Raw genomic sequence first — 22,777 nt, forward strand, 5'->3', positions numbered from 1 at the left:
GTGGTATTCTGAGCCTGAACATGATTAGTTCCTAATATGATGGCTCCAAAAGTTAAGGCTGTGATTACGATTTGTTTTTTCATGATGGTAATATTTATTGTTATTTTTTACTTAATTGTTATCTTTTGTATACTGCAAATTTATAGTGGTGCTAAAAGTTTCCTTGTAGTGGAAAAAGGAAGTTCATGTAGTAAAATCACTACATGATTACTCATTGGGTTTAAACAGGAAAGCCCTCAATACTTTGACAGTATTGAGGGCTTTCTTATTTAAAATTGTTATTTACTTACAGTGCAGTGGCAGTATAAGTTATTTTTTGGGTGTAAGTTCCCTGTGGTTTTCCCAGAAGGACCTTAGATGCATTTTCCGCCGAAATGGAGTAGGCAATATTTAAAGACTGTTTGGTACCTAAGCTTGCATTACTCACCAGCACCTGATCAGTTGCAGATAAAGTGACCTCATTCAGGGTTCCCACCAGACTTCCACCCGGTATTGCTTTTACCTGTAATACATCTACGGGAATTAAGTTTGCACCGCTTACAAAGTGTGATCCTTCAGATTTTACTTTTACATCAAAATTTTTAGAGGAAATAATGACTAAACTGTTGGGAACGGTCACATTTTTTGATGAATTATAGTCTTTTGTGCTCCCATAATTAAAATCTACTGTGCCTTCTGAAGCAGCAGAGCCAATGTCCATTGCAATAACGTCCGATAAAATAATATTTACTGATGTACTCACCTGCCCTGAATTTTGTGCCATAACCCGGTGGGTTCCTAAGGCAATTACTCCCAGAGACAGAGCAGCGATAAAGACTTGCTTTTTCATGATTAATAAATTTAAAGAGGTGTAATAATATTGTCATTCTGAACTCACTATAAATCTAATAACATTATCTGACATTACCAAAGCCTTTTTCATCATTGATTAAGCATTGTTAATTCTGACCGGATTTTCATTAAATCTGCCGGAAAATTCACAAAGGGCGATGATCTATACCGTTTTTAGCCAACATACACCGACAAGAATCAGAGTTTGGGGTAAGCAAAGTTTAAAAATAATGGACCGTCAATTGCTTTTTTCCGGTTTAATGAAGCCTTCTGGAAGATTATTAGCAGTATCAAAGAACACAAAAAATCCCGTATGAACGGGATTTTGATTTCTTGTATTTTAAAACTTACCTGATCTCCACAGGAACTGAGATTTTATCCCAATCCATAGTGAATCCATTACTGTTTATTTTATAAACCAAAGTTTCCTGTGTTGCCGGTAAAGCTTTTGTTTTTACATCAACACGTAAAGCATCCTTAGCCTGTTCGTACTTATAAGCACCCCATTGTTTGGGCTCTTTGTTGAAAATAGCCGTCCAGGTTCCGCTTTGTTTAGGGATCAGGAAAAAACTGTATTTACCTGCAGGCAGTTTTTTACCCTGAACGGTAATATCTTTATCTGTTTCGAAAGTCGTTGCTTCATTGGCACCCGCACGCCAGACTTTATCATAAGCTTCCAAACCGCCCCAGATGGTGCGCCCTTTTACAGAAGGACTGCTGTAAGCTATTGTAATGGTTGCATCTTTAATTTTTCCCGTTGCAGTAGCCGGAGGACTGGCAGGTTTTTTAGTGTCCTGTGCAAAGGCATTCAGAGAGACTGTCATTGTTGCAACTAGGACGGCAGCAGATTTCATGATGGATTTCATAATATTTTTGTTTTGTTTGTATGTTTACTTTGTTGTTTTACGAATTTACTGCTTTCGGCTTATAAAACAATAACCCGATTGCTGAAAATATAATAACCGCCGCTGCCCCGATTACATTAAGCCAAAGGAAAGAAACGATATCAAACTGATAAACGGCAATCACAGCAATTTCTGATAATATTGCAGCAATAAATACATTGGACCCGGTGATTTTTTTATAGTAAAATGCCACCAGAAAAATTCCCAATATAGGGCCGTAGAAAAGAGAACCCAGTACATTCACCGCTTCAATAAGCGAACCCATCTGCGTGGCAAACATGGCAACCCCGATTGAGAAAATTCCCCAGGCTAAAGTATGCAGGCGGCTGTACCTCAGTTCGGTTGCATCATCGGGAATATCTTTTCTGAATATCAGATGAACATCTTTTAATGAGCAGGCGGCAAGGGAATTCAGTGCTGCCGAAATGGAACCCCAGCTGGCCAGGAAAATAACGGCAAACAGTAAACCGATCATCCCGACAGGTAAGGTATTTTTTACGAAGTACAGGAAAATGTAATTGGTATCCGTTTTCTCCGCATTATAGTTTGATGTATTGATAGCCTCCTCTACCCTTCCGTGCAGTGCTTTTACCTGGGTTTGCGTGTTTTTAAAATCCTGAATCGTTTTTTTGAGCCGGGGAGAGTTTTCTTCTTTCAACTTTAGAATTTCTTTGGATTCCGCATTGAATTTTATCTGTAAATCCTGATGCTCTTTTTCAAAAACCGCCGCCTGTTCAGGTTGTGTATCCTTCAGATACTGATAAGAGCGTTCGTTAAAGTAAATCGGAGCCGGTTTCAGAGAAAAGAAAGCGAAAAGTAAAGCACCGATCAGGAGAATCGCAAACTGCATCGGGATTTTCACCAATCCGTTCAGCAGCAGGCCCATTTTTGCATTGGTATTATCCTTTGCCGTAATATACCTCCCCACCTGGCTCTGGTCCGTACCAAAGTAAGAAAGCGCCAGGAAAAAACCACCAATTAAGCCGCTCCAGATATTGTATTTGTCTTTCCAGTCGAAGTCTGTGGTGATTACATTGAGTTTTCCGGATTTACCCGCCAGATACAACGCATCGTTAAAGCCAATTCCATCCGGCATATTCTGAATAAGCAGATATCCGGCAAAAGCCATGGTTCCCAGAATAATAAGAAACTGTAATTTCTGGGTATGAGCAATCGCTTTTGCTCCGCCAACATAGGTATAGATCAACAGAATACCGCCTGTTAAAACATTCGTTAAATAAATATTCCAGTTTAAAACACTTGACAGGATGATACTCGGGGCATAAATGCTGATTCCTGTTGACAATCCTCTGGAAAAAAGAAAAAGCAGTGAAGTAAGCACCCTTGTTTTCCTGTCAAACCGGTTTTCCAGGTATTCATAGGCAGTATAAACATTTAAACGCTGAAAAATCGGGATGAAAGTGATGCAGATCACAATCATGGCCAAAGGCAGGCCAAAGTAATACTGAACGAAGCGCATACCATCCGTATAAGCCTGGCCCGGTGCCGAAAGAAATGTAATAGCACTGGCCTGCGTAGCCATAATACCTAAAAGCACAATGTACCAGGGCATTTTATTATCTGCTTTCAGGTAAGATTCGTTGCTTTTCTGGCCACGACCGATGAATACGCCATAAGCCACCACTGCAACAAGTGTAAAAATAAGAACTGTCCAATCTGTATTACTCATGCCCAGAATTTAGTAAACCAATAATAAAATGCGATCTGTAATACTAATGCAACGGCTAATAGTATGTACCAGGTATTCCAGTTTTTAAGTTGCTTGTTCATCAGTTTTTCTCTGCAGATAAAAAGTTAAAAAATAAACGCGCCGCCCCCACATTTCCCGCAGGCAATTGTCTGAAAAAGGCCAACGGCGTATAAATAAAATTACCTTTTCCGTATTTAGCATATAAAGTAGATCCCTTCAGGGGCTCTTCATCCGTATCGTGCATTTCAAAAAGCGGTTCGTATGCCGCATCCCATTGGGCAGGGAAATAGGCACCACGCTCCTGTACCCAGCCTTTAAAATCATCCGCAGTAATTCTGTTCGGAAAGTTCAGTAATTTATGATTGGGATTTAAAAAGGTAACGGCAGCATTTTCTTCGGTCACCCGCTTATTGGCAATACTGAAACTGTACATTCCCAATTGGTCAACGGTGGTATCCTGGTTGGTATTATACTGCATCACCAGATTACCTCCGGCTTTTACATAAGACCATAAAAAAGGCATCCAGCGGCCCAGCTTCTTCTCTGTGTTGTTGGCCCGGACACCAAGTACAATGGCATCATATTGTGCCAGCCTGTTCTGACTGCCGTTTCCGCCGGATTTATCTATGCTGCCATAAAAATCTCCGTCTTTAAGGACATCTACCTGAATACCTGCAATGCGCAGGAACTCCGGAATAAAGTCGCCTGCCCCTTCTATATACCCCACTTTTTTAACCTTCGCCTGAATATCGCCTTTCATTACGGTTACTGTGGCAGGTGCAAAATATTGTAAGGAAGGTAAATGCGGATACTGAATTAATACCTGTTTTTTAGTATAGGTAACTCCATCTGCAACAAAGCTAGCATCCAATGTCAAACGGGATGAATGTATTGAGGCAAGCTTAGTCTTTGGAATAACGTAATCGATAGTAGTATCTTTTCCGTTGAGCGAACTTATACTAGCGCTACCCAACCGTTCTCCGTTATACATCAGGTTGAGAACACCGTTACTGTACTGTCTGCCGGAATTGACTTTAACATTTAAGCTCAAATGTAAATCTTCATTGTCTCTGGCTACATAAAGCGGCTGTGCAAATTTCAGTTCCAGCGCAGGAACAATACGCAGGGCTTCTACCACATCACCACGCACCGGTTCTAATTTCTTGAAAGATAAAGGAAGTTTAACCTGAAATTTTTCCGAACCGATTTTTAAACCGACCAAGACATTCAGTGGCGATTCTGCCTCGGGCAAACCGATTAAAGTATCATTCGGGACAGAGAAGGTTGCTGCGTCCGTAGCCGGTTTTGACAGCCAGTAAGGTTCTGTGAGTGCTGCATCTGCAGGAATCTGAATATCATGCTGAATGGTGATTAAAGAGTCTTTTGACAGCTTTCTGCTGACGTTTTCTGACTGATTTAACCATTTTACATTTTCTAAAACCACAGGATCTGCAGCTCTTGAAATCAGATTTAACCTGAATTTGTAATGATCCCCGGCAACCGCTTCAGCCTGATCGGTAACTACCTCGCCCATAAATCCGGCACAGCTTAAAATGATATGGTCAAGAGATTTAATTTTATCTTTTTTCAGGTCTGCATCTTTTAGTGCCATTACTTTTTTCCGCAAAGCAAGCAAAGCAGGTAAACTGAGGCCGGGATTATTGAAATTGAAAGCGGAAATAATCTGATCTAATGACTGGTCTATATCAGCGTTTCCCTGTGAAGTCCAGGTTTTAGTTACTCCGTCAAAAAGGGTTGTTTTTGCAGGTTCGCCAATAACGTGGGCAAAATATTCAGTTCTGATCCCGGCTACCGACTGTGTTCCCGCTCCCTGGCTTTTATGTAAGCTTCTGCTTAATCCTGCCAGTTCACCATAGCCCATTCCCAGTTGCGCATCATATTGCCCAACGGTAACTTTCAGTTGATTTTCAGCGGTCGTATTCACCCCGCCAAAGCGGAAAGTATTCCACAATACGCGTTTGGGCTGCCATACATTCACATATTTCAGTTGTTCCGGGAAGGCATTTTTATCTCCTGCCAGCTTAAAAGCTTTTTCTGCAACCACTGCCGAAGCCGCATGCTGTCCGTGGCCTGCCGCAGCATTAGGAGGAAAGCGACAAATGATAACATCCGGACGGAATTGACGGATTACCCAGACTACATCTGCTGTAATACTGTCTGCATTCCATTGTTTAAACGTATCGGTAGTATTTTTAGAGAATCCGAAATCAATAGCACGGGTAAAAAACTGTTGGGCACCGTCTAACTTTCTTGCTTCTAAAAGCTCATGCGTTCTGATTAAACCCAATGCAGCCCCCTGCTCTGTTCCTAATAAATTCTGACCGCCATCCCCTCTGGTTAAGGACAAATAGGCCGTTTCTATATTTTGCCCGTTGATTAACCATGACAGCAATCCCGTATTCTCATCATCAGGATGAGCCGCAAGGTATAAAACTTTAGGAAGATGTTTAAGTGTTTTGAGTTCACGGTAAATTTCAGATGATTTGGAGGGCCGGACCTGCTGGGCCGAACAAAAAACCGTATAAAAGCCAAGAATAAATACAGTACTTACTTTTTTGAACATTTAATTTTACTTTGCAGAGCAAATATAAGTAAATCATCTTTCTTTCAGCTTTAAAAGAATCAGACTGTGAATTTCTCAAAAAAACTGTTTATTTTTTATTAAACCACAAAATTCTTCACATTTAAGTTCAAATAAGCTGAAGAGCCTGTTTAAATTGTATTTGAAAAAAATGTATATATGATTATCAAGCTTTTGCCTCTCCTTTATGATTGAAAATTTTTGCCACGGATGCACGGTTTTTTTTATGTTTCCCACAGAACCCACAGATGTTTGTGAATATTTTCTCCCGCTGATTTTGCAGATGACGAAGATTTTATGGGTATACTAAACCTTATATTTAAAACTTATGCATATTAAAAATTTATAAGATCTGATCTGATAATTCCCTAAAGATCTCAGATTATTATGGGTAAAAAATCTGTTTAATCTGCAAAATCAGTGATAATTTAAAACCACAAAATGTAAACAGACTCTTATATTTTTTTCACTGTATTCTGCGTAAGATAGATATAATTGAACATGCAGAATGTTGCTGCCGCCCCGAAAGTATGCCATAAAAAGTGTGTTCCGAAGCTAAACCATTCCCATTTATCAGCAATTCGGAAAGTGAGTGCAAGCACAAACGACAATAAAGCAAGGCCTACCCATTGGCCGGCCTTCCACTTTGTATAGATCAGATACCTTAATACCGAAAAAAGCACAAATGAAGCCATAACTGCATAGTTGATGTTGATAAAGAGAGAGGTATTATCTGTAAAAATCCAATTTCTCAACGCAAACATCAATATGAGATATACGAGAACCATTAAAGCAGCATAATACCACCTGGTGCTGCGGGCTACAAAATAAAATCCGGCAGACAGGCAGAGCAACATAATGGGCATCCAATCCATCATGATGAATACCGCCCACTGTCTGAATGAATGATAAACAGTTCCCCCTATGGCACCAATATATAATAAGATTAAGCAGTAGGTTAAAAAAGGATACGCTTTAAAATTCCCTTTCATTTTAAAGGTCCAGAAAATGGCTAAAGCCAAAAACAGCAGAGCAGTTACTGCATTGAACGGTTCAGGGAAAAACTGAGCCATATCTGTTTCCTTATACAACATGCCTCCGTCCGGAGGTATTGGGTTTATTGGCATTGTCTTTTTTTTATCATATTTTACAGGTATGCTTGGGTCCCGATATTCCGCTGCCGTATCATTTATATCAGAGATATTTATGATAAATTACTTAAAAAAGCCTAATATATATTTATTAAAGATACAACTTCGTCTTTAAATTGATCAGGAATTTCACCTCCATGAGAATATACCGGGCTATTCTGTTGCTTCTCTCTCTTTTAACCTTTCAACAGCTTTCCTGCCATTCCCGGGTAAGCCCGCCCATGTCCTTCTTTTAATAATTGGTGTTCTATCTTTTCCGGAATCAGTTCACCGTCTTCAGCGGTCAGAAGCAATATGGTTTCTGTTTTTTTATTTTATTAATCCTTTTATTAAATTCAATCCAATTGATAGTTCAGCCGTTATCTCCTGTTGTAAGGACAGGAAATCTGTGGTTTCGTCCACTTTCTGTTCCCAGTACAAAGCAGTTTCTGCCAGCTTTATCAGCCCGGATGTCCCGGCAGTACCTTTCAGCTTGTGGAGGATATTTTTCAAATCGGCAGCATTTTTTCCGGCAACTGCCTTTTCTATATTGTTTTCGGTCTCGGAAAGCTGCTGAACAACCAGGTTGAGAAATATGTTCCTGAAATCTTCATCGTCTCCTGTCTGCTCATTAAGAAGATTCAGATCAAGATATTTTTCCGTTTTTACAGTGTTTCTGTTCCCTGCATTATTGCCGGAGATATATTTCTTCAGCATTTCCAGAAGTTCCGATTGTCTCAGGGGTTTCGGAAGAAAATCATTCATTCCGGACAGGATGCATTTTTCCTTTTCACCGGTTATGGTTCCTGCGGTGACTCCTATAATGGGAATATTCTCATATCCCGGAAGCAGACGGATCTGTTTTGTGGCTTCTATGCCATCCATTACTGGCATTTGAACATCCATCAGTATCACCGAAAAATGTTTGTTTCTGCATTGCTCCAATGCTTCCAGGCCGTTTACCGATTCTGTAAGTTCGGCATCAGGAATCAAAGATTTCATCATTTTGTTGTTAAGAACCATATTCACAGGGTTATCATCAACAAGTAAAATATGAAGGCCCTGCGGAAATACATAATTTTCCATTTTCTGCTGTGCCACTGCGGCTACGGGGATTTCTTTTATATTATGCTGTACCGCACGTTTCAGAGTCTGATAAAGTTCCTTTGATTTGATCGGTTTCAAAAGGAAATAAGAGTTTTCGTCCTGGCGGAAAGAATTGATTATATCGTGTTCTTCCGAAGAAGTATGAAGAATTACCAGTGGTGAAGTTTCGTTCTTCTGAATGAACAGCTCCTTAATTTTTTCGATGGTTTCCACCCCGGAAATAACCGGCATATGATAATCCATTAAAATAACATCAAAATGTTCTCCTGCCAGTAAGATCTGTAAGGCTTCCATTCCGTTGGCGGCCAGTTTTGCTTCAATATTCTTATAAGCCAGCATGTGCTGAAGAATCACTCTGTTTGCTTCGTTATCGTCTACAATAAGAACTTTATCTATTGTAAGTTCCTCATCCTCATTAGCGTGGGATATTTCATAAGGAACATCAATATCAAAGAAAAATACAGATCCTTTCCCCGGTGAGCTGTTCAGTGAAAGATGACTTCCCATATACCCTAAAATATTGTTCGATATCGTAAGCCCGAGACCGGTTCCGCCATAGTGCTTGCTGATAGAGCTGTTTTCCTGGGTAAAAGCATCAAAGATATGCTGCTGCTTTTCAGGCGGAATACCTATTCCCGTATCTCTTACGGAAAAGCGTAATGATATATTTTTATTGCTGATATTCCGTTTTTCTACCTTCAGTTCAATTTCACCCTGCTGTGTAAATTTCACAGCATTTCCCAAAAGATTGATAAGAATCTGCTTCAATCTTGTTTCGTCAAGCCAAATTATTTTCGGCAGGCCCTGCTCGATATTGAGCAGCAGTTCAATATTTTTTTTCTGTGACTGGTAAAGCACCACATTAATCACCTGGCTCACCACATCGTATACATTGGATCTATCTATAAGAAGCTCCATTTTACCGGATTCTATTTTAGAAAAATCAAGAATATCGTTAATGATGGCCAGAAGATTTTCTCCGGATTCATTGATATAGTTAAGATATTGGGTTTGTATTTCATTAAGGGGAGTTTTCAAAAGAAGATCAGAAAATCCTATAACTCCATTCAGAGGTGTACGGATCTCGTGGCTCATGTTGGCAAGAAATTCCGACTTGGCCTTGCTTGCAATATCCGCCATTTTCTTTGCATTTTTGAGTTCTTCATTTGTTTTTATAGTACCGGTAATATTCTGTACAGAGGCTATTACCCCTCCTATCACTCCATCAGAAAGGTACCACGGGCCCACTTCCAGCTTGTAATGCTGGATACCTTCTTTATGCAAAACTTCAATGGCAAAGTCTTCGTTTTTATAGCTCTTACCCTGTAAGGCGTTTTTGTAAATCGTTTTCCTTTTTTCAGGAAGATTGGGCGAAACAGTGAACAGATTCTCTCCCACCAGCTCCATATTATTCATATTGAATTCTTCTTTCCAGCTGGAGCTTACCGAAAGATAATTAAGTTCTTTATCAAACATTGCCACTGCAACGGGAACATATTTTGCAAAAGACTGCATCATGGCTTCTTTCTTCTCCAGCTCCAGATAAATAGTTTTAAAAGTATCAATATCCTGAATGATCCCGAAAACCCTTTTACAGGATCCGGCTTCAAACTCAGGGATGCCTTTTACCCTTACCCAGATCGTAACCCCGTCATTGCGGACGAGCTGAAATTCTTCATCGTAAGGGATGCCTTCCGAAACAGCCCTGTTGAATAAAAATTCAACTTTCTGCCTGTCTTCTTCTTTGTAAAAGCCAAGCGCATTTTCGAAATCCGGCTGGAATTCCTGGTCTATTTTATGAATTTCTTTTGTTGTTTTAGACCAGAATACAGAATTATTTTTGAGATTCACTTCCCAACCGCCTACCTGGGCGACCGAACTGGCCTGCTCCAGCATTTTCTTGGCATAGAGAAGGTCTCTTTCCAACGCTATTCTTTCAGTGACGTTTAAGGCTGTGCTTACTACATAAGGATTTCCGTCTTTATCGATCTCCACCAGATTATGGTACATCCAGACCAGTTCTTCGCCTTCTTTTGATTTGAGGATCATTGTCCCGAAATCTTCGCTGTTGCGGTTGATGCGCTGCAGATATTCCTCCAGCAAAGGCCAGTTTTGCTCAGGTACAAGGTCTTTCAGATTCAATCCGTTTACTTCTTCTGCAGAATAATGCAGGATTTCCCTTCCTTTTTCGTTCACTTCAAGAATATTCCCTTCCATATCATGCATGCTCATCAGGCCGATGGCATTTTCAAAAAAGCTTCTGAAACGGCGCTCAGAGCTTTCAAGCTGAAGCTTTTCTTCTGTATATTGGGTAATATTAATCCCGAAACAAAAAATTTCAGTATGATTTTGATTTTGCCGGAAGTACCATTCTACAATAACGGGAGCAGCGTTTCCCATCTCTGTTGAAGTCTTTAATGTAAGTTCTTCATCATTCTGCACAAAGTTTTTCAGTTTGAGCTGTACTTCGGCATGCTGTTCTCCCAGAATTGTTAAAAAATCCTGATGGATGGCCTGCTTTTCGGATAGCTGAAAAGTTCTTTCAAAAGCGGGATTTATTTCTTTAATGATAAATCCGGTATCCAGAACACAGATCAGGTTATTGGAAATATCAAAGGTTTGCCGGAAGTATTCGGCCTGGATATTTTTCTTTTTGTTCAGGAAAAACTTTGTCACTGCATCGCCTATTTTTTTAAGCGTTACAATCTGGCTTTCTGAAAGTTTTTTGGGCTTATAATCAATAACGCACAGCGTTCCCAGTGTAAAGCCTTCATCATCTATCAGCGGGATACCTGCGTAAAAGCGGATGCCGGCCTGCAGCATGAGTGAGTTGGAGGCAGATCTGCTATCCTCCAGAGTATCATGAATAACCACCACATCCCCACTCGCAATAGAATACTGGCAAAGTGTATTTTCCCGCTCTACGGTATCCAGAGATATTCCGATACAGCTCTGTACAGTCTGAATATCGCTTTCCATAATGGCCACCAGTGAGCTGGGACAATCCGTAACCAGGCAGGCTGTTTCTGCAAAAATATCTAGTTGAGGATCCTTCGGCAGATTCAGAAGATCAAATAGTTCCAGCTTTTTTATTCTATCCTTTTCATTGCCAGGCACCGGATAATTCCTCATGATATTAACTATTATTTGTTTTATGTTAAATATAGAGAAAATTCCGGTGAAAAAAAATTATTTTATATAATAACCATATTATATCAATTAATATATCAAATAATGCATTTATGAATAAATAATTTAAAAAAATAAACAAATCAATATAAATATTTCACTATTCACAGACACTGTTTATATAATCATCATCTGTATGCGCAACTCCTTATCCTGAAAGGGTTTCAGCCATTTTCTTTTCTCTCCTTCTTTGGATAATAAGATGTGCGGCATCCAGCATTTTCACCGTATGAATATAAGGCATCACGATATTCCTTTCCGGGAGGTTTTCATAGACGCCCATTGAGAAATAGACGATTCCGGACATAAAATAATCAAATTCTTTGAGGGTGTATTCCCTGAATGCTTTTTTGAAAACCAGCAGCGGATTCCGGTATTCTTTCTCCGAAAGCAGGCCGAGAACCCACGGAGAAACCTTTTCCTTTCCGGTATCCACCACCCATTTCCTGTCCTTCAGCATGATGAGATAACCGGCACGGATGAACGACCTCATCGACCTGTGAAACCGGAAGATCTCCGCCGGATCTTCATGGATCCAGCTATTCCTTTTTACTGCGTAATTCATAATATTACTGAGCATTTGTTTGGAAACATCCAGCTCATTGAACTGAAAGAACGTTTCCATCAGCTGCAACCCGGAGTGCTTCTTGCCTGCCTGAAACCGGGGATCGAAATCTGTTTTTATCTTTTTCATGGGGTGTATTTTTTTATTAATGTAGTAAAAAAACAATTAAAACACATATATGTGTTTATGAAAAATTTTAGAAAGCTCAAACTTTACTAAATGTATAAATGGGAAATAGAGGAACTAAAATTTCAGATTGGAAAGCTTATTCAATTGCATAGGCTCAAGAGAGGACTTTCACAATTACAACTTGGGAATGAACTTAATATCTCAAGCAACCATGTTGGTAGAATTGAAAGGGCTGAAACTAATCCCACCATTGAAAGTCTTGTTACATTCTGTAATTTTCTTGAAATTGATCTGCTGTATTTATTTACAAAGCTAAATGAAAAAGAGCTAAAGAAGATTGAAAGCGAAATCGATCAATTACAAAAAGAATTTAAAAATCAAAATAAGAGAAAATCCTGACGAGAGTTGGGATTTTTTTGTGATGAAACTTTGAACCTTTTAAGAAATTCCGTGAAAATACTGCAATCCGGAGCACTTCTTCCCTGCCTGAAACCGGGTATCGAAATCTGTTTTTATTTTTTTCATTTTTTGTATTTTTATGTGATGATCTGTAATGTTTTTTTATAGTTTCTCGCTGATTTTGCAGATAACGCAGATATTTATTAGTCTGTTTTAAATAGTTAGATCTACACAACTCATTTTTTTATTTTGAGCCGTGCTTTTATTTGAACCATTAAGGTTTTTAAGCGGTTAAGAATTATTAAGATCATAGCTGAAGCTATTTTTTAAGCGCACCGCCTTATCCATCTTTGATGGATCTTAACTTTCCTTAAAGTCTTCATTTTTCTTAATGGTTAATACAAAACCACCTACCTACCGATGTACGCTGAGTTGTATTGTAAATGATGAGTAGAAATAAAATCTGTGTTCCCGTGAAAGCCCTGAAGCCGCAATGGATTGTACACTCCACTGTACCCTATCATGATACTTTATGTAGTGAAGCAGCTTAGAAAAAGATGATTGCAGAAAAGCAGAACAGCATGAAATAAAAACGGCATGGGACTCTACAATATCCGTCATTGAGGCACTGGTATACCTTGCACACAGATAAGAGAGCCCACGCCTAGGTCGTGAGCTTCCTGCTTATCGTCTTGTGTGTCTAAAAATTACCAGTTTTCAATGACAAGATTCTAAGCAATAGCTTCTATTATTTTTTGAAGTATCGCAAAGCTACTTTATTGTAGCTTATTGTACAAATATAGGAAAATTTCCGAAAGTGGGTAATTATACCCACAAATTTTTATACGTTTCTTTTGAACTTGCTATCAATTTAATATTGATATGTCTAAAACATCAGAAAAAATCGCATTTCTAACAAGCTTTGGAAAAAGAATTGAAACATTAAGAAATGAAAAAAATCTTAGTCTCAGACAATTATCACAAAACTGCGACATTGATTATAGTGATATTAGTAAGATTGAAAAAGGATTAAGAAATATTCAAATGTCTACTGTTCTAGAATTAGCAAAAGGATTAAATATAACAATAAAAGAATTGTTTGATTTTGACATAAATTAAAAATAAGCAAATAGAATCCCGACGAGAGTTGGGATTTTTTTGTGATAAAGTGTTGGATAAATTACGTGAAAATACTGTTCTAAGAGATTACTTATTATTTCTTCTTACGGAAAACCGTAAACAATTAAAAAAAAATATTATTATTTTGGCATAACGAAAGAATGTGATTAATTTTAAATAAGCTTATTTAGAGTTCTTTTTTAAATATAATTCACAATATTTCTATTTGGCATAATTTATAAAACTCAATACATGAAATCAATCGGATTTAGATGTTGGAAAGACAGATTTTCATACGTCATATTAGAAGGCACTCAAGAAAACCCATTAATCATTTCGCAAAATCATCTTACATTACCCAAAGGCTCAAGCAGAGCAGAACAGTTAGCATGGTTTAGAAAGGAAATACTGGAATTAATGGATACTAATAATATTGACATAGCAGTTTTCAAGGAAACTGAAATAATCAGTAGAACTAAAGAACCGCAGAGAGGCGAATTAGAAGGCGTATTACAAGAAGCCATTTTCAGTCATCCAAAGCCCACAACCATAGAAGGTAAAATTAAGAAACAATTACATTCCAGTACAACAGCAAGAAAGGCAAAATATTTAGGTGAATTACTAGATTTACCAATATTTGATGGATTACCTAAAGCAAAGTATGAAGAAGCCTGTATTGCAGCAATTAGCGGGTTACCTAAACAATAATAAATATGCCTGATTACGATTTAGAAAAAAGATTAGGAAATGGAGCTTTTGGAGAAGTTTGGCTAGGTAATGATAGAGCACTTGGTGTAAGAAGAGCTATAAAATTTATACCTCCTCACAATATTAATAATCCTACTAATTTTTACAAAGAGCCACAAACTTTAATGTCTTTAAAGCATAACAATGTTATAGAAATAACAGATGCAGGAACTACACCTGATGGAAAACTATATATCGCAATGGAATATTATCCGAAAGGTAGTTTAGAAGATGTAATTAAAGGCAGTGTTGTTCCCTTAGAAGAGAGTTTAAAAATAATTTCGGATGTTTGCCGAGGTTTAGAATATATCCATTCGCTTGATTACATTCATAGAGATATTAAACCCGCAAATATCATAATGGATGAAACAAATAATGCCAGACTTTCTGATTTTGGGTTGGCTACCAAATTGGATATTTCAGGAACAGCGAGTCCTTATGGATATATCGGCCATTTAGCTCCTGAAGTAATTACTGATGATATTACAGATAAAAGAACAGATATTTATGCTCTTGGTGTAACATTATATAGACTTGTTAATGGTGATGCATATATTCCAATGGTTGATGCCGTGGAATTGGTTGATATGATAAAAGATGGAGTTTATCCAAACCGGAATAAATTTCGCCCATTTATCCCCACACCTATTAAGAATATAATAAATAAAGCAATAAATGTAGATCCCAAAAATCGTTTTCAATCTGCTTCAGAATTCAGGCATGCAATAGAAAAAGTAAAAGTTTACACCAGTTGGATGCCAAAAACCATACAAAATGGTACTGAATGGAATTGTAAAGTTGGGAAAATGAATTTTACAGTAAAATCAATAAGAAAATCTCAAGGTTGTTTTGATTTAGAGTTTTTCAAAGGGAATGAGGGGAAAACTCAAAAAAAAATAAAAGACGAAAGTAGTAGTTGCGACAGTAAAATACAACATGATAAAAAGTTAAAAAATTTACTAAACAGAATAGTTCTAAAAGGAAAATAAAATCTGCTAATTTAAATCTATCTCTACTTCTCCAAAGTAAGTGACTTTGGAGGAATTTAATAGAATAATCTTACTTATCAGCCCAAATCAGAACACTCGCTCTCCAAAGTCTCCTGACTTTGGAGAAGTTTAATAAAATAAGCTTACTTACCAGCTCAAAATCGGGAGACATTCTACATCATTAAACAAAAAAAATCCCAGCTTACGTTGGGATTTTTAAGTAAACAACCTACCATTGTATATTCATGCAGGAGAGACTTTGAAGCAGGTTATCATCCTTTCAAGTAAGCGAAAGCTAATAAGCAAATCCAAGTCTGTTTTATAATCTTCCAATTGAAATTTAGCTGTAACAACCTTGAATGCATTTTTTCCTGGGAGTACGGTTTTCAAATTGGTTTCGGCGGGCTTTCCGAAAGTCGTCTTCCTCTTTTTTCTCCTTTTCGCTAAAAACCTTATCTGCATGGAAGACAAAAGCATCCGCAAGTTCTTCACCTATCAACGGCTTATAAAAATTAATCATCATTATTCAAAAGCCGGGCAGCCTTTTCATCCACCAGAAACAAAAGTTCGCCATCCGTAGGATCCAATAGCTGTGACGGGTATACGGAAGGGGTATATGCACCTTCCAGAACTTCCTTCAAAGCCTCAGCTTTCGCATCGCCAAAAGTGATTACGATGATTTTCCGGGCTTTATTCAAAAAAGGCGCTGTAAGGGTAATCCTGTACATCTGCTGGGCATCCAGGTAATACGCGGCAACCCATTTTTCTTTTTCGTTCAATACTGCTGTTCCCGGAAACAGCGAAGCCGTATGCCCATCTCCTCCCATTCCCAGAAGAATGAGATCCATCACACCGGCATCTCCCAGTTTTTCTTTCAGAAGGCTACTGTACTTCGAAGCAAAATCCTCCGGCTCTATACCCTCCTCAAACATTGGAAAAACATTAGCGGGCAGCACGGGCACATTTTTCAAAAGCGTTTCCCGGGACATTTTAGCATTACTGAGTTCATCATTCAGGGGTACCCATCTTTCGTCCCCCCAAAAGACAAGAACTTTGCTCCAGTCGATCCGGTTTTTATACTCATCTTCCGATAACAGCCTGTATAGACCTTCCGGAGAGGAACCCCCTGTTAAGGCTACTGAAAAATAGCCTTTCTGCTCTATTGCTTCATGGGCAGCGGCAACAAACAGCCTGGCCGCTTCCTGAAAAATCTCTTCTGTGGATGGTAATATGTTAAGCATTTTCTTCTCTTTTTAATTTTTCGTGGGAAGTAAGCCAATAGTGTCCCTGTCTTTTCAGTAATTCATCTGCCGCTTCCGGTCCGGAGCTTCCGGCAGGATAAGTAAACATTTTTGAAATGTTTCCTTTTTCCCATGCAGTCTGGATATTGGCGATCACATCCCAGGCCTCTTCTACCTGATCGGAACGCATAAACAGCGTAGAATCTCCATCAAGGGCATCCAGGAGTAAGGTCTCGTAGGCTTCCGGTGTATCCGGCGAACATTCAAAATAATCGAAAACCATTTCAGCAGGATTCAATTTCATATCAAGTCCCGGTTTTTTGGTCATAAACGACAGCTTAATGTCCATTTCGGGCTGAATATCAATCGTTAATCTATTGGGCTGCAATTTATTTATTCCATTCTGAAAGGTGGTACATGGAACTTCTTTAAAACTGATGATGACTGAGGATGTTTTTTCTGACATGGATTTACCGGTACGCATATAAAACGGAACGCCATTCCACCGTTCATTGTCAACATAGAACTTCATGGCAACATAGGTTTCCGTATTGGAGTTCGGATTCACTCCCGGCTCCTGAAGGTATCCCCTCTTTGGCTGTCCTTCAATTTCCCCTGCTGTGTACTGCGCCCTGACTGTGTAGTGATTAATATCTTCCGGATTAATTCTTCTGACGCTTTTCAGGACGTCTACTTTCCTGTTTCGGATCTCCGCAGATTCAAATTCGGCAGGAGCTTCCATAGCCACCATACAAAGGATCTGCATGAGGTGGTTCTGGATCATATCACGCAACGCTCCTGATCCGTCATAATATCCTCCCCGATCTTCAACCCCTACTGTTTCTGCAACGGTAATCTGTACGGAATCTATATATTTATTATTCCACAACGGTTCAAAAATAGTGTTCCCGAACCGGAAAGCCAGGATATTCTGCACATTTTCCTTTCCCAGGTAATGGTCGATCCTGTAAATCTGTTCTTCTTTGAAGGTCCTTGCCAGCATGGCATTGAGGGCTACTGCCGACTCCTTGTTGTACCCAAAAGGTTTCTCAATGATCATACGGTCCTGATCCACATTTTCAGCCAGACCGTTTTTCTTGAGGCTTTCCGATACCTTTTCAATAAAACTGGGAGCTACTGAAAGGTAAAAAAGACGATTGGCCCTGATTCCCAAACCGGCATCAATATAATCCAGCTGATTTTTCAGCTGAACAAAAGATTCCTCCTGAGTAATATCAAACCTGATGAATTTTATTTTTTCTTTGAATACATTCCATTTCTCTTCAGAGAAATTTTTGATCCTCGAAAAAGCTTTGATATTTTCCAGGATATAGCTTCTGAATTCTTCCTGGGTATGTTCTGTTCTTCCTAATGAAAGAAGTTCAAAGTCGTCCGGCATCCAGCCTTCCAGAAACAGATTGAAAAATGCAGGAAACAATTTTCTTTTTGCCAGATCCCCCGTTGCCCCAAAGACTACGATAGAAGTTGGCTTTTTATCATTATTTTTCATTGAATTTATTTTTTATGATTCCCAACGGGTATGGAAAATTCCTTCTTTATCGGTTCTTTCATACGTGTGCGCTCCGAAGAAATCGCGTTGGGCCTGAATAAGATTGGTGGGTAAATTTTCAGAGCGGTAAGCATCAAAATAAGACAGCGCATTCATCCAGGCAGAAACTGGTGTTCCGTTCTGAATGGCTTCTTTTAAAACCGAGCGGATACTTTCCTGCGTTGCATTCAATTGATCTGCGATCTGCCGATCAAGCAATACGTTGGGTAAATCCGGCTGTGCTGCGAACGCTTTTCTGAAATCTTCCAGCAGAGCGGCTCTGATAATACAGCCTCCTCTCCAGATTTTGCACACGGTTTCCAGGTGTAAATCATAACTGTAAGCCTCTGAAGCTGTTTTAAGCTGGGCGAGCCCCTGCGCATAAGTGGTGATGATGGCGAAATAAAGTCCTTTTTTCAACTGCTCCAAATTAGCATTGACCCTCTGATGATTATTCCAGATCAGTAATTTTGAAGCCCGGATCCTTTCCGGTTTATATTTGGACATATCCCTCATGTTTACCGCAGCATCAATAACCGGAACCGGAACCTGCAGATCCATGGCATTTTGGGAGGTCCATTTTCCTGTCCCTTTGGATTTGGCCCAATCGGAAATCAGATCCAGCAGATATTGAGTGCCTTCCTTTTTTTTCAGAATATCGGCGGTGATCTCGATGAGGAAGGAATTCAGCTCTTCCTTATTCCACTGTTCAAAGGATTGCTGTATGGTTTCATGATCCAGATGATAAACATTCTTCATGATGTCATAAGTTTCTGCAATAAGCTGCATAATTCCGTATTCTATACCGTTATGCACCATTTTCACATAGTTTCCGGCACTTCCGTTGCCTAAAAATTCTACGCAGGGTTCACCATCCACTTTAGCCGCAATAGCTTCAAAGATTGGCCGTAAACGCTCATAGGCAGTTCTGTCGCCTCCGGGCATCATGCTTGGGCCTCTTCTCGCCCCGCTTTCTCCTCCTGATATTCCCATTCCGAAAAAATGGATTCCTTTTGAAGAAAGTTCCCTATATCTTCTGTCTGTATCTGTAAAATAAGTATTTCCGCCATCTATGATAATATCTCCCTGATCCAGAAACGGAAGCAGCGTTTGTATGGCACCGTCCACAGGAGCTCCTGCCGGCACCAACAGCATAATGGCTCTGGGCTGCTCAAGGGATTTTACAAAATCTTCCGCCTGAACCGTAGCATAAATCCGGTGTCCTTCCTGCGCTTCTGCCTGCAGTGAATCTGCTTTTCCCTGATCCAGATCCAAACCTGCAACGGCATATCCGTTATCGGCCATATTAAGCAGTAAGTTCCGGCCCATAACGCCTAAACCCACTATACCAAAATTGTATGTCGTCATATTCAAAATATTTTTATGAATGTCAATTGATTACCGGCTGCCGCTCATCGATTAAGTGAATTGAAATAGCAGCAGTCCCGTATTTAAAATACTTTATTAAAATTAATCCTTATTTTCGAAATGTCTGAAATAAAAAAAGAGATATTTATATAATCAATAGAAGGTTGTAGCTGGAAAACGGTATTCGGAAGCCGGAAACTGCTTTGAGTCACATCGTTATCCCCAAAGCCCGGACAGCACCATGCCAGGTTTGCTAAAGCCATGCAGTTTAACAGATTTCTATCGGCCATGAACGGATCCGTTACCGTTCCCTGCGGATTTTCATTTAATTTTATGTATTCGGATTTAAACTCTATCTTTAGCGGAAATTAATAATCTTTATTCACCGGTATGAAAAAATTGATAATGCGCTCTGCATTCGGAGATCCTGCTTCTTTACACCAGTTCTTAGACGGGATATTTTTTCTTTACGTTTAACCGGTATTTTTCAAAACATTTCAAATTATAACCAAGAATCATACAATTCATGAGCACTAAACCGAAAGAATGGGCAGAAAGCTACTTCAGCAGGCTGGAAAAAGCCATTGAAGAATTAAAAAATCACGATCTGGTAAGCAGTGTCAACTTCATTAAATATCCCGGAGCAACGGAGGAACAGATTGCTGAAGCTGAGGCAAAAATTTACGAAGAGCAGATAGAAAATGCCGAAAGATACAGTACGGATGCCCCCAAAGAGCCATTTGTCTTCAACGAATTCATCAAGGAATTCTACAAAATCAGCAACGGTCTGCACGTATCCTGGCATTCGGTTATTTTCCCCAAAGCAGAGGCCATCGCCCCTGAAGACGGATTCCCGACAGCAAAAGATGATGATGACTTTAAAGAAGGATGGATATCCATTCTCCCCATACAGGGCCTGGCCAACTTAAGCGATACGCACTATGACCTGGTAGGCGATCCCCGTTACACAAGATTTGGCAGGGAAGCGGAGGAAAGCGGCGCACTGTTTAATTACTTTGACGGGTTCAATTTTTACTACGACACCTGCATCATACTGAAAAACGGAAACCCTCTGATAGCTTTTGGTGATGATTACAGTGCTTCATATGAAACACCTCATGCCTGTGATTTTGTTATTTACATGGAATACGCACTTTCTACTTTCTTTTCGGTAGAATGCCGCACCAGACAGCTGCAGTTTTCCGACAGTTACGAGGTATATCCTGAACTGGAAAAGATGGTAGAAACACAGGATTACAGTACCCTTGCAGACCTTCTGAAAAGTAATGAGCATACGGATATCGATTCGGTAATTGCCCTGGGCTATGAGGAAAAAGGCATCAATTATGCCGATGAGGATTATATGGAAGAACTTCCGGAAGCCATCTCGGAACGGCTGAGCCTGCTAATAGGAGAATAAATATTCAAAACAAACGCTTCATTAAACAATCTGATCATTACAACCCGGCAGCTGTATTTTGTCTTCAGCGCCGGATAAAATAAACAATACTATGGAAACCACTGAAAAACCTTTAAAAATACGTTTTTATAAAGAAGAATTTTTCGATGAAGAAAAGCTTTATATGGAAATAGGCGCAGAATGCCTTCTGAGTGGGATCACCTGCCATGTAACTCTGGATAACTCTCTCGCGGAATATACATGCGGGACCTCGGGAACCCCTTCCCATACTATGGATGCGGATATAGGATCTGCATTTTACGATATCATAAAGAATGTATGGACGGAAAATCCGGGCAAAGAAAAGGAGTATTTTACGTTTAATATCCATACTAAAGCTACTACTAACGAGACTCCGGCAAGACTGCAGGAAGCCACACATACGGTGCGCATCAAAAATCCGCTGTACGGAGTAAAAAGAGAGGAATGGCCGGAATGGGCAGATCCTCAGTTTGATCTGCCCGAAATAGTAAAGGATAAAGCGCCACAAAAAGATGATTTTACCATCACGGTATCTCCACAATATACAGACGGGGATATGTGGGATTTTCTTGATGAAACAGCTTATTTTGATCTGACCGTTTCATCGGGCAGGCTTGTTAAGAAGATCAGCGTTACCACAAATCTTATGTACAAGTCGCAGAAGGAAAGTCTCTCTGCGGAGGTAAATCCTGAAGCACAGTCACACGAGCTGAGGATTGAGGTCTCCGGCAACCTGCTGGATCAGGTAAAGGACCTGGGCAGTTTCAGCCACGGAGATCAGGAAAAGTTCGATTATTTCTTCAATTTAGAAATCATTGACACTGAGGATCAGAAGCATATGCGGAAAGTATCTGTACAGCTGCCTAATCCTTATTATGGAGACATAGAGTCTGAAAGGCAGATTGCCCGTGAAGTACTGGCCGAAGTATTCCTGAAAAAATATAATGAAGACATCGCTGAACTGAAAATAGAAAGCCAGCCGGGCTGGTGGTCCTGGAAAAAGGATTATGCTTCATTCCAGTACGGATGGAACGATGATGAGATCCTGCTCTACCGCTACTTTGGCTCTGTGGATTATGATGCCGATCAGGATGAGGTTTGGGATGAAATGCAAAAGCTCACGAAGCTGACCAACGGTGCAGGAAAATTTGAGTATGCAGACAGCTACTTTGTCCTGAAATCCACATTCGGTCCGGGATGGATAGAAGCAGAAGACCTGGAAAAGAAACTTGACGAGTTCGAAAAGTTTGCAGAGTCTGAAGAACTGGCGAAGTTTCTGGCAGCCTACGAAGGAGACGACTAAGACGGAAAGCATTTACAGAATTTTTATGGAGACGGCTTTTATTTACGGAAATGGTAAATGAAACTGACAATCTGTAAAAGGAATTCAGGGATAAAAAGGAAGATGGAAGTTGAACGCTTATTACCGGCAGATATTCATAACTTCCCTCTTCCGGCTCCCGGTTTCAGAAAGATATGGCCGCAGAACAGACGCGTGTTTAACGTTTGTTACGGCCCTGATTCTTGGTGGACATTAAGATATTAAAAACATACTGAAGGTAAAATTAATAGAGAATATAGAAATATTGTCACCGGCTTTCAGCTAAGATTTTTATACCCAAATTATCGTTTTAATAAAAAACGAAATCTAAAACCGGAAATTTTGCTTTTTACAGTAATATTTTCAGTTTTCACTATCATATCCGGAGTCTGATTCATTTTCTTTTGAAATAAGACGTTAAATATCAGTTTTGA

The 22,777-nt window shown here is 39.5% G+C and carries 16 protein-coding genes; 6 read left to right on the forward strand and 10 right to left on the reverse strand.

The window, feature by feature from the left end; genetic code table 11:
• Nucleotides 1–286: 286 nt before the first annotated feature.
• From AC106S_RS04100 to AC106S_RS04130, 7 genes are all read right to left on the reverse strand, one after another.
• On the reverse strand, nucleotides 287–829 hold the full coding sequence (locus AC106S_RS04100) for a peptidoglycan-binding protein LysM (protein ID WP_482437860.1): 543 nt from the start codon (nucleotides 827–829) through the stop codon (nucleotides 287–289).
• Nucleotides 830–1,178: 349 nt separating this feature from the next.
• Nucleotides 1,179–1,697 carry a DUF2911 domain-containing protein gene (locus tag AC106S_RS04105; protein WP_482437861.1) on the reverse strand — a complete coding sequence of 173 codons (519 nt, stop codon included), beginning with the start codon at nucleotides 1,695–1,697 and terminating at the stop codon, nucleotides 1,179–1,181.
• A 37-nt stretch (nucleotides 1,698–1,734) separates the two neighbouring features.
• The gene (locus tag AC106S_RS04110) at nucleotides 1,735–3,426 is read right to left on the reverse strand and encodes a sodium:solute symporter family protein (protein ID WP_482437862.1); all 1,692 of its coding nucleotides are present in this window, start codon (nucleotides 3,424–3,426) and stop codon (nucleotides 1,735–1,737) included.
• Between the two features lie 100 nt (nucleotides 3,427–3,526).
• Nucleotides 3,527–6,031, reverse strand: coding sequence for a PIG-L family deacetylase (locus AC106S_RS04115; RefSeq protein WP_482437863.1), 2,505 nt, complete (start codon nucleotides 6,029–6,031; stop codon nucleotides 3,527–3,529).
• Between the two features lie 473 nt (nucleotides 6,032–6,504).
• Nucleotides 6,505–7,176, reverse strand: coding sequence for a hypothetical protein (locus AC106S_RS04120; RefSeq protein ID WP_482437864.1), 672 nt, complete (start codon nucleotides 7,174–7,176; stop codon nucleotides 6,505–6,507).
• Nucleotides 7,177–7,509: 333 nt separating this feature from the next.
• The gene (locus AC106S_RS04125) at nucleotides 7,510–11,418 is read right to left on the reverse strand and encodes a PAS domain S-box protein (protein ID WP_482437865.1); all 3,909 of its coding nucleotides are present in this window, start codon (nucleotides 11,416–11,418) and stop codon (nucleotides 7,510–7,512) included.
• 205 nt (nucleotides 11,419–11,623) lie between these two features.
• Complete coding sequence (locus AC106S_RS04130; protein ID WP_482437866.1) at nucleotides 11,624–12,169, reverse strand: hypothetical protein; 546 nt, start codon at nucleotides 12,167–12,169, stop codon at nucleotides 11,624–11,626.
• A gap of 90 nt (nucleotides 12,170–12,259) precedes the next feature.
• Here AC106S_RS04130 and AC106S_RS04135 point away from each other — a divergent pair, with 90 nt between their 5' ends.
• From AC106S_RS04135 to AC106S_RS04150, 4 genes are all read left to right on the forward strand, one after another.
• Nucleotides 12,260–12,568 carry a helix-turn-helix domain-containing protein gene (locus AC106S_RS04135; protein ID WP_482437867.1) on the forward strand — a complete coding sequence of 103 codons (309 nt, stop codon included), beginning with the start codon at nucleotides 12,260–12,262 and terminating at the stop codon, nucleotides 12,566–12,568.
• A gap of 882 nt (nucleotides 12,569–13,450) precedes the next feature.
• Nucleotides 13,451–13,687 carry a helix-turn-helix domain-containing protein gene (locus tag AC106S_RS04140; protein ID WP_482437868.1) on the forward strand — a complete coding sequence of 79 codons (237 nt, stop codon included), beginning with the start codon at nucleotides 13,451–13,453 and terminating at the stop codon, nucleotides 13,685–13,687.
• Nucleotides 13,688–13,939: 252 nt separating this feature from the next.
• Nucleotides 13,940–14,395: a hypothetical protein gene (locus tag AC106S_RS04145; RefSeq protein ID WP_482437869.1), complete on the forward strand. Its 456-nt coding sequence runs from the start codon at nucleotides 13,940–13,942 to the stop codon at nucleotides 14,393–14,395.
• Between the two features lie 5 nt (nucleotides 14,396–14,400).
• Nucleotides 14,401–15,423 (forward strand): serine/threonine-protein kinase, encoded by a 1,023-nt coding sequence (locus AC106S_RS04150; RefSeq protein ID WP_482437870.1) that lies wholly within the window; start codon nucleotides 14,401–14,403, stop codon nucleotides 15,421–15,423.
• Nucleotides 15,424–15,935: 512 nt separating this feature from the next.
• Here the strand turns inward: AC106S_RS04150 and pgl are convergent.
• The 3 genes from pgl to gndA are packed head-to-tail and all read right to left on the reverse strand — an operon-like array spanning nucleotide 15,936 to nucleotide 19,581.
• Complete coding sequence (gene pgl / locus AC106S_RS04155) at nucleotides 15,936–16,664, reverse strand: 6-phosphogluconolactonase (RefSeq protein WP_482437871.1); 729 nt, start codon at nucleotides 16,662–16,664, stop codon at nucleotides 15,936–15,938.
• Entirely contained in the window at nucleotides 16,657–18,174 is a 1,518-nt protein-coding gene (gene zwf / locus AC106S_RS04160; RefSeq protein ID WP_482437872.1) for a glucose-6-phosphate dehydrogenase, read from the reverse strand. Before zwf ends, pgl begins: the two co-directional genes overlap by 8 nt.
• A gap of 12 nt (nucleotides 18,175–18,186) precedes the next feature.
• Entirely contained in the window at nucleotides 18,187–19,581 is a 1,395-nt protein-coding gene (gndA, locus tag AC106S_RS04165) for an NADP-dependent phosphogluconate dehydrogenase (protein WP_482437873.1), read from the reverse strand.
• A 526-nt stretch (nucleotides 19,582–20,107) separates the two neighbouring features.
• Between gndA and AC106S_RS04170 the strand changes: the two genes are divergently transcribed.
• Together AC106S_RS04170 and AC106S_RS04175 are read left to right on the forward strand one after the other, a co-directional pair.
• Entirely contained in the window at nucleotides 20,108–21,001 is an 894-nt protein-coding gene (locus AC106S_RS04170) for a hypothetical protein (protein ID WP_482437874.1), read from the forward strand.
• Between the two features lie 91 nt (nucleotides 21,002–21,092).
• Nucleotides 21,093–22,325, forward strand: a complete 1,233-nt coding sequence (locus AC106S_RS04175) for a hypothetical protein (protein ID WP_482437875.1) — start codon at nucleotides 21,093–21,095, stop codon at nucleotides 22,323–22,325.
• The last annotated feature ends 452 nt before the right edge of the window (nucleotides 22,326–22,777 follow it).

It is taken from the genome of Chryseobacterium sp. FR054 (genome assembly GCF_056844565.1).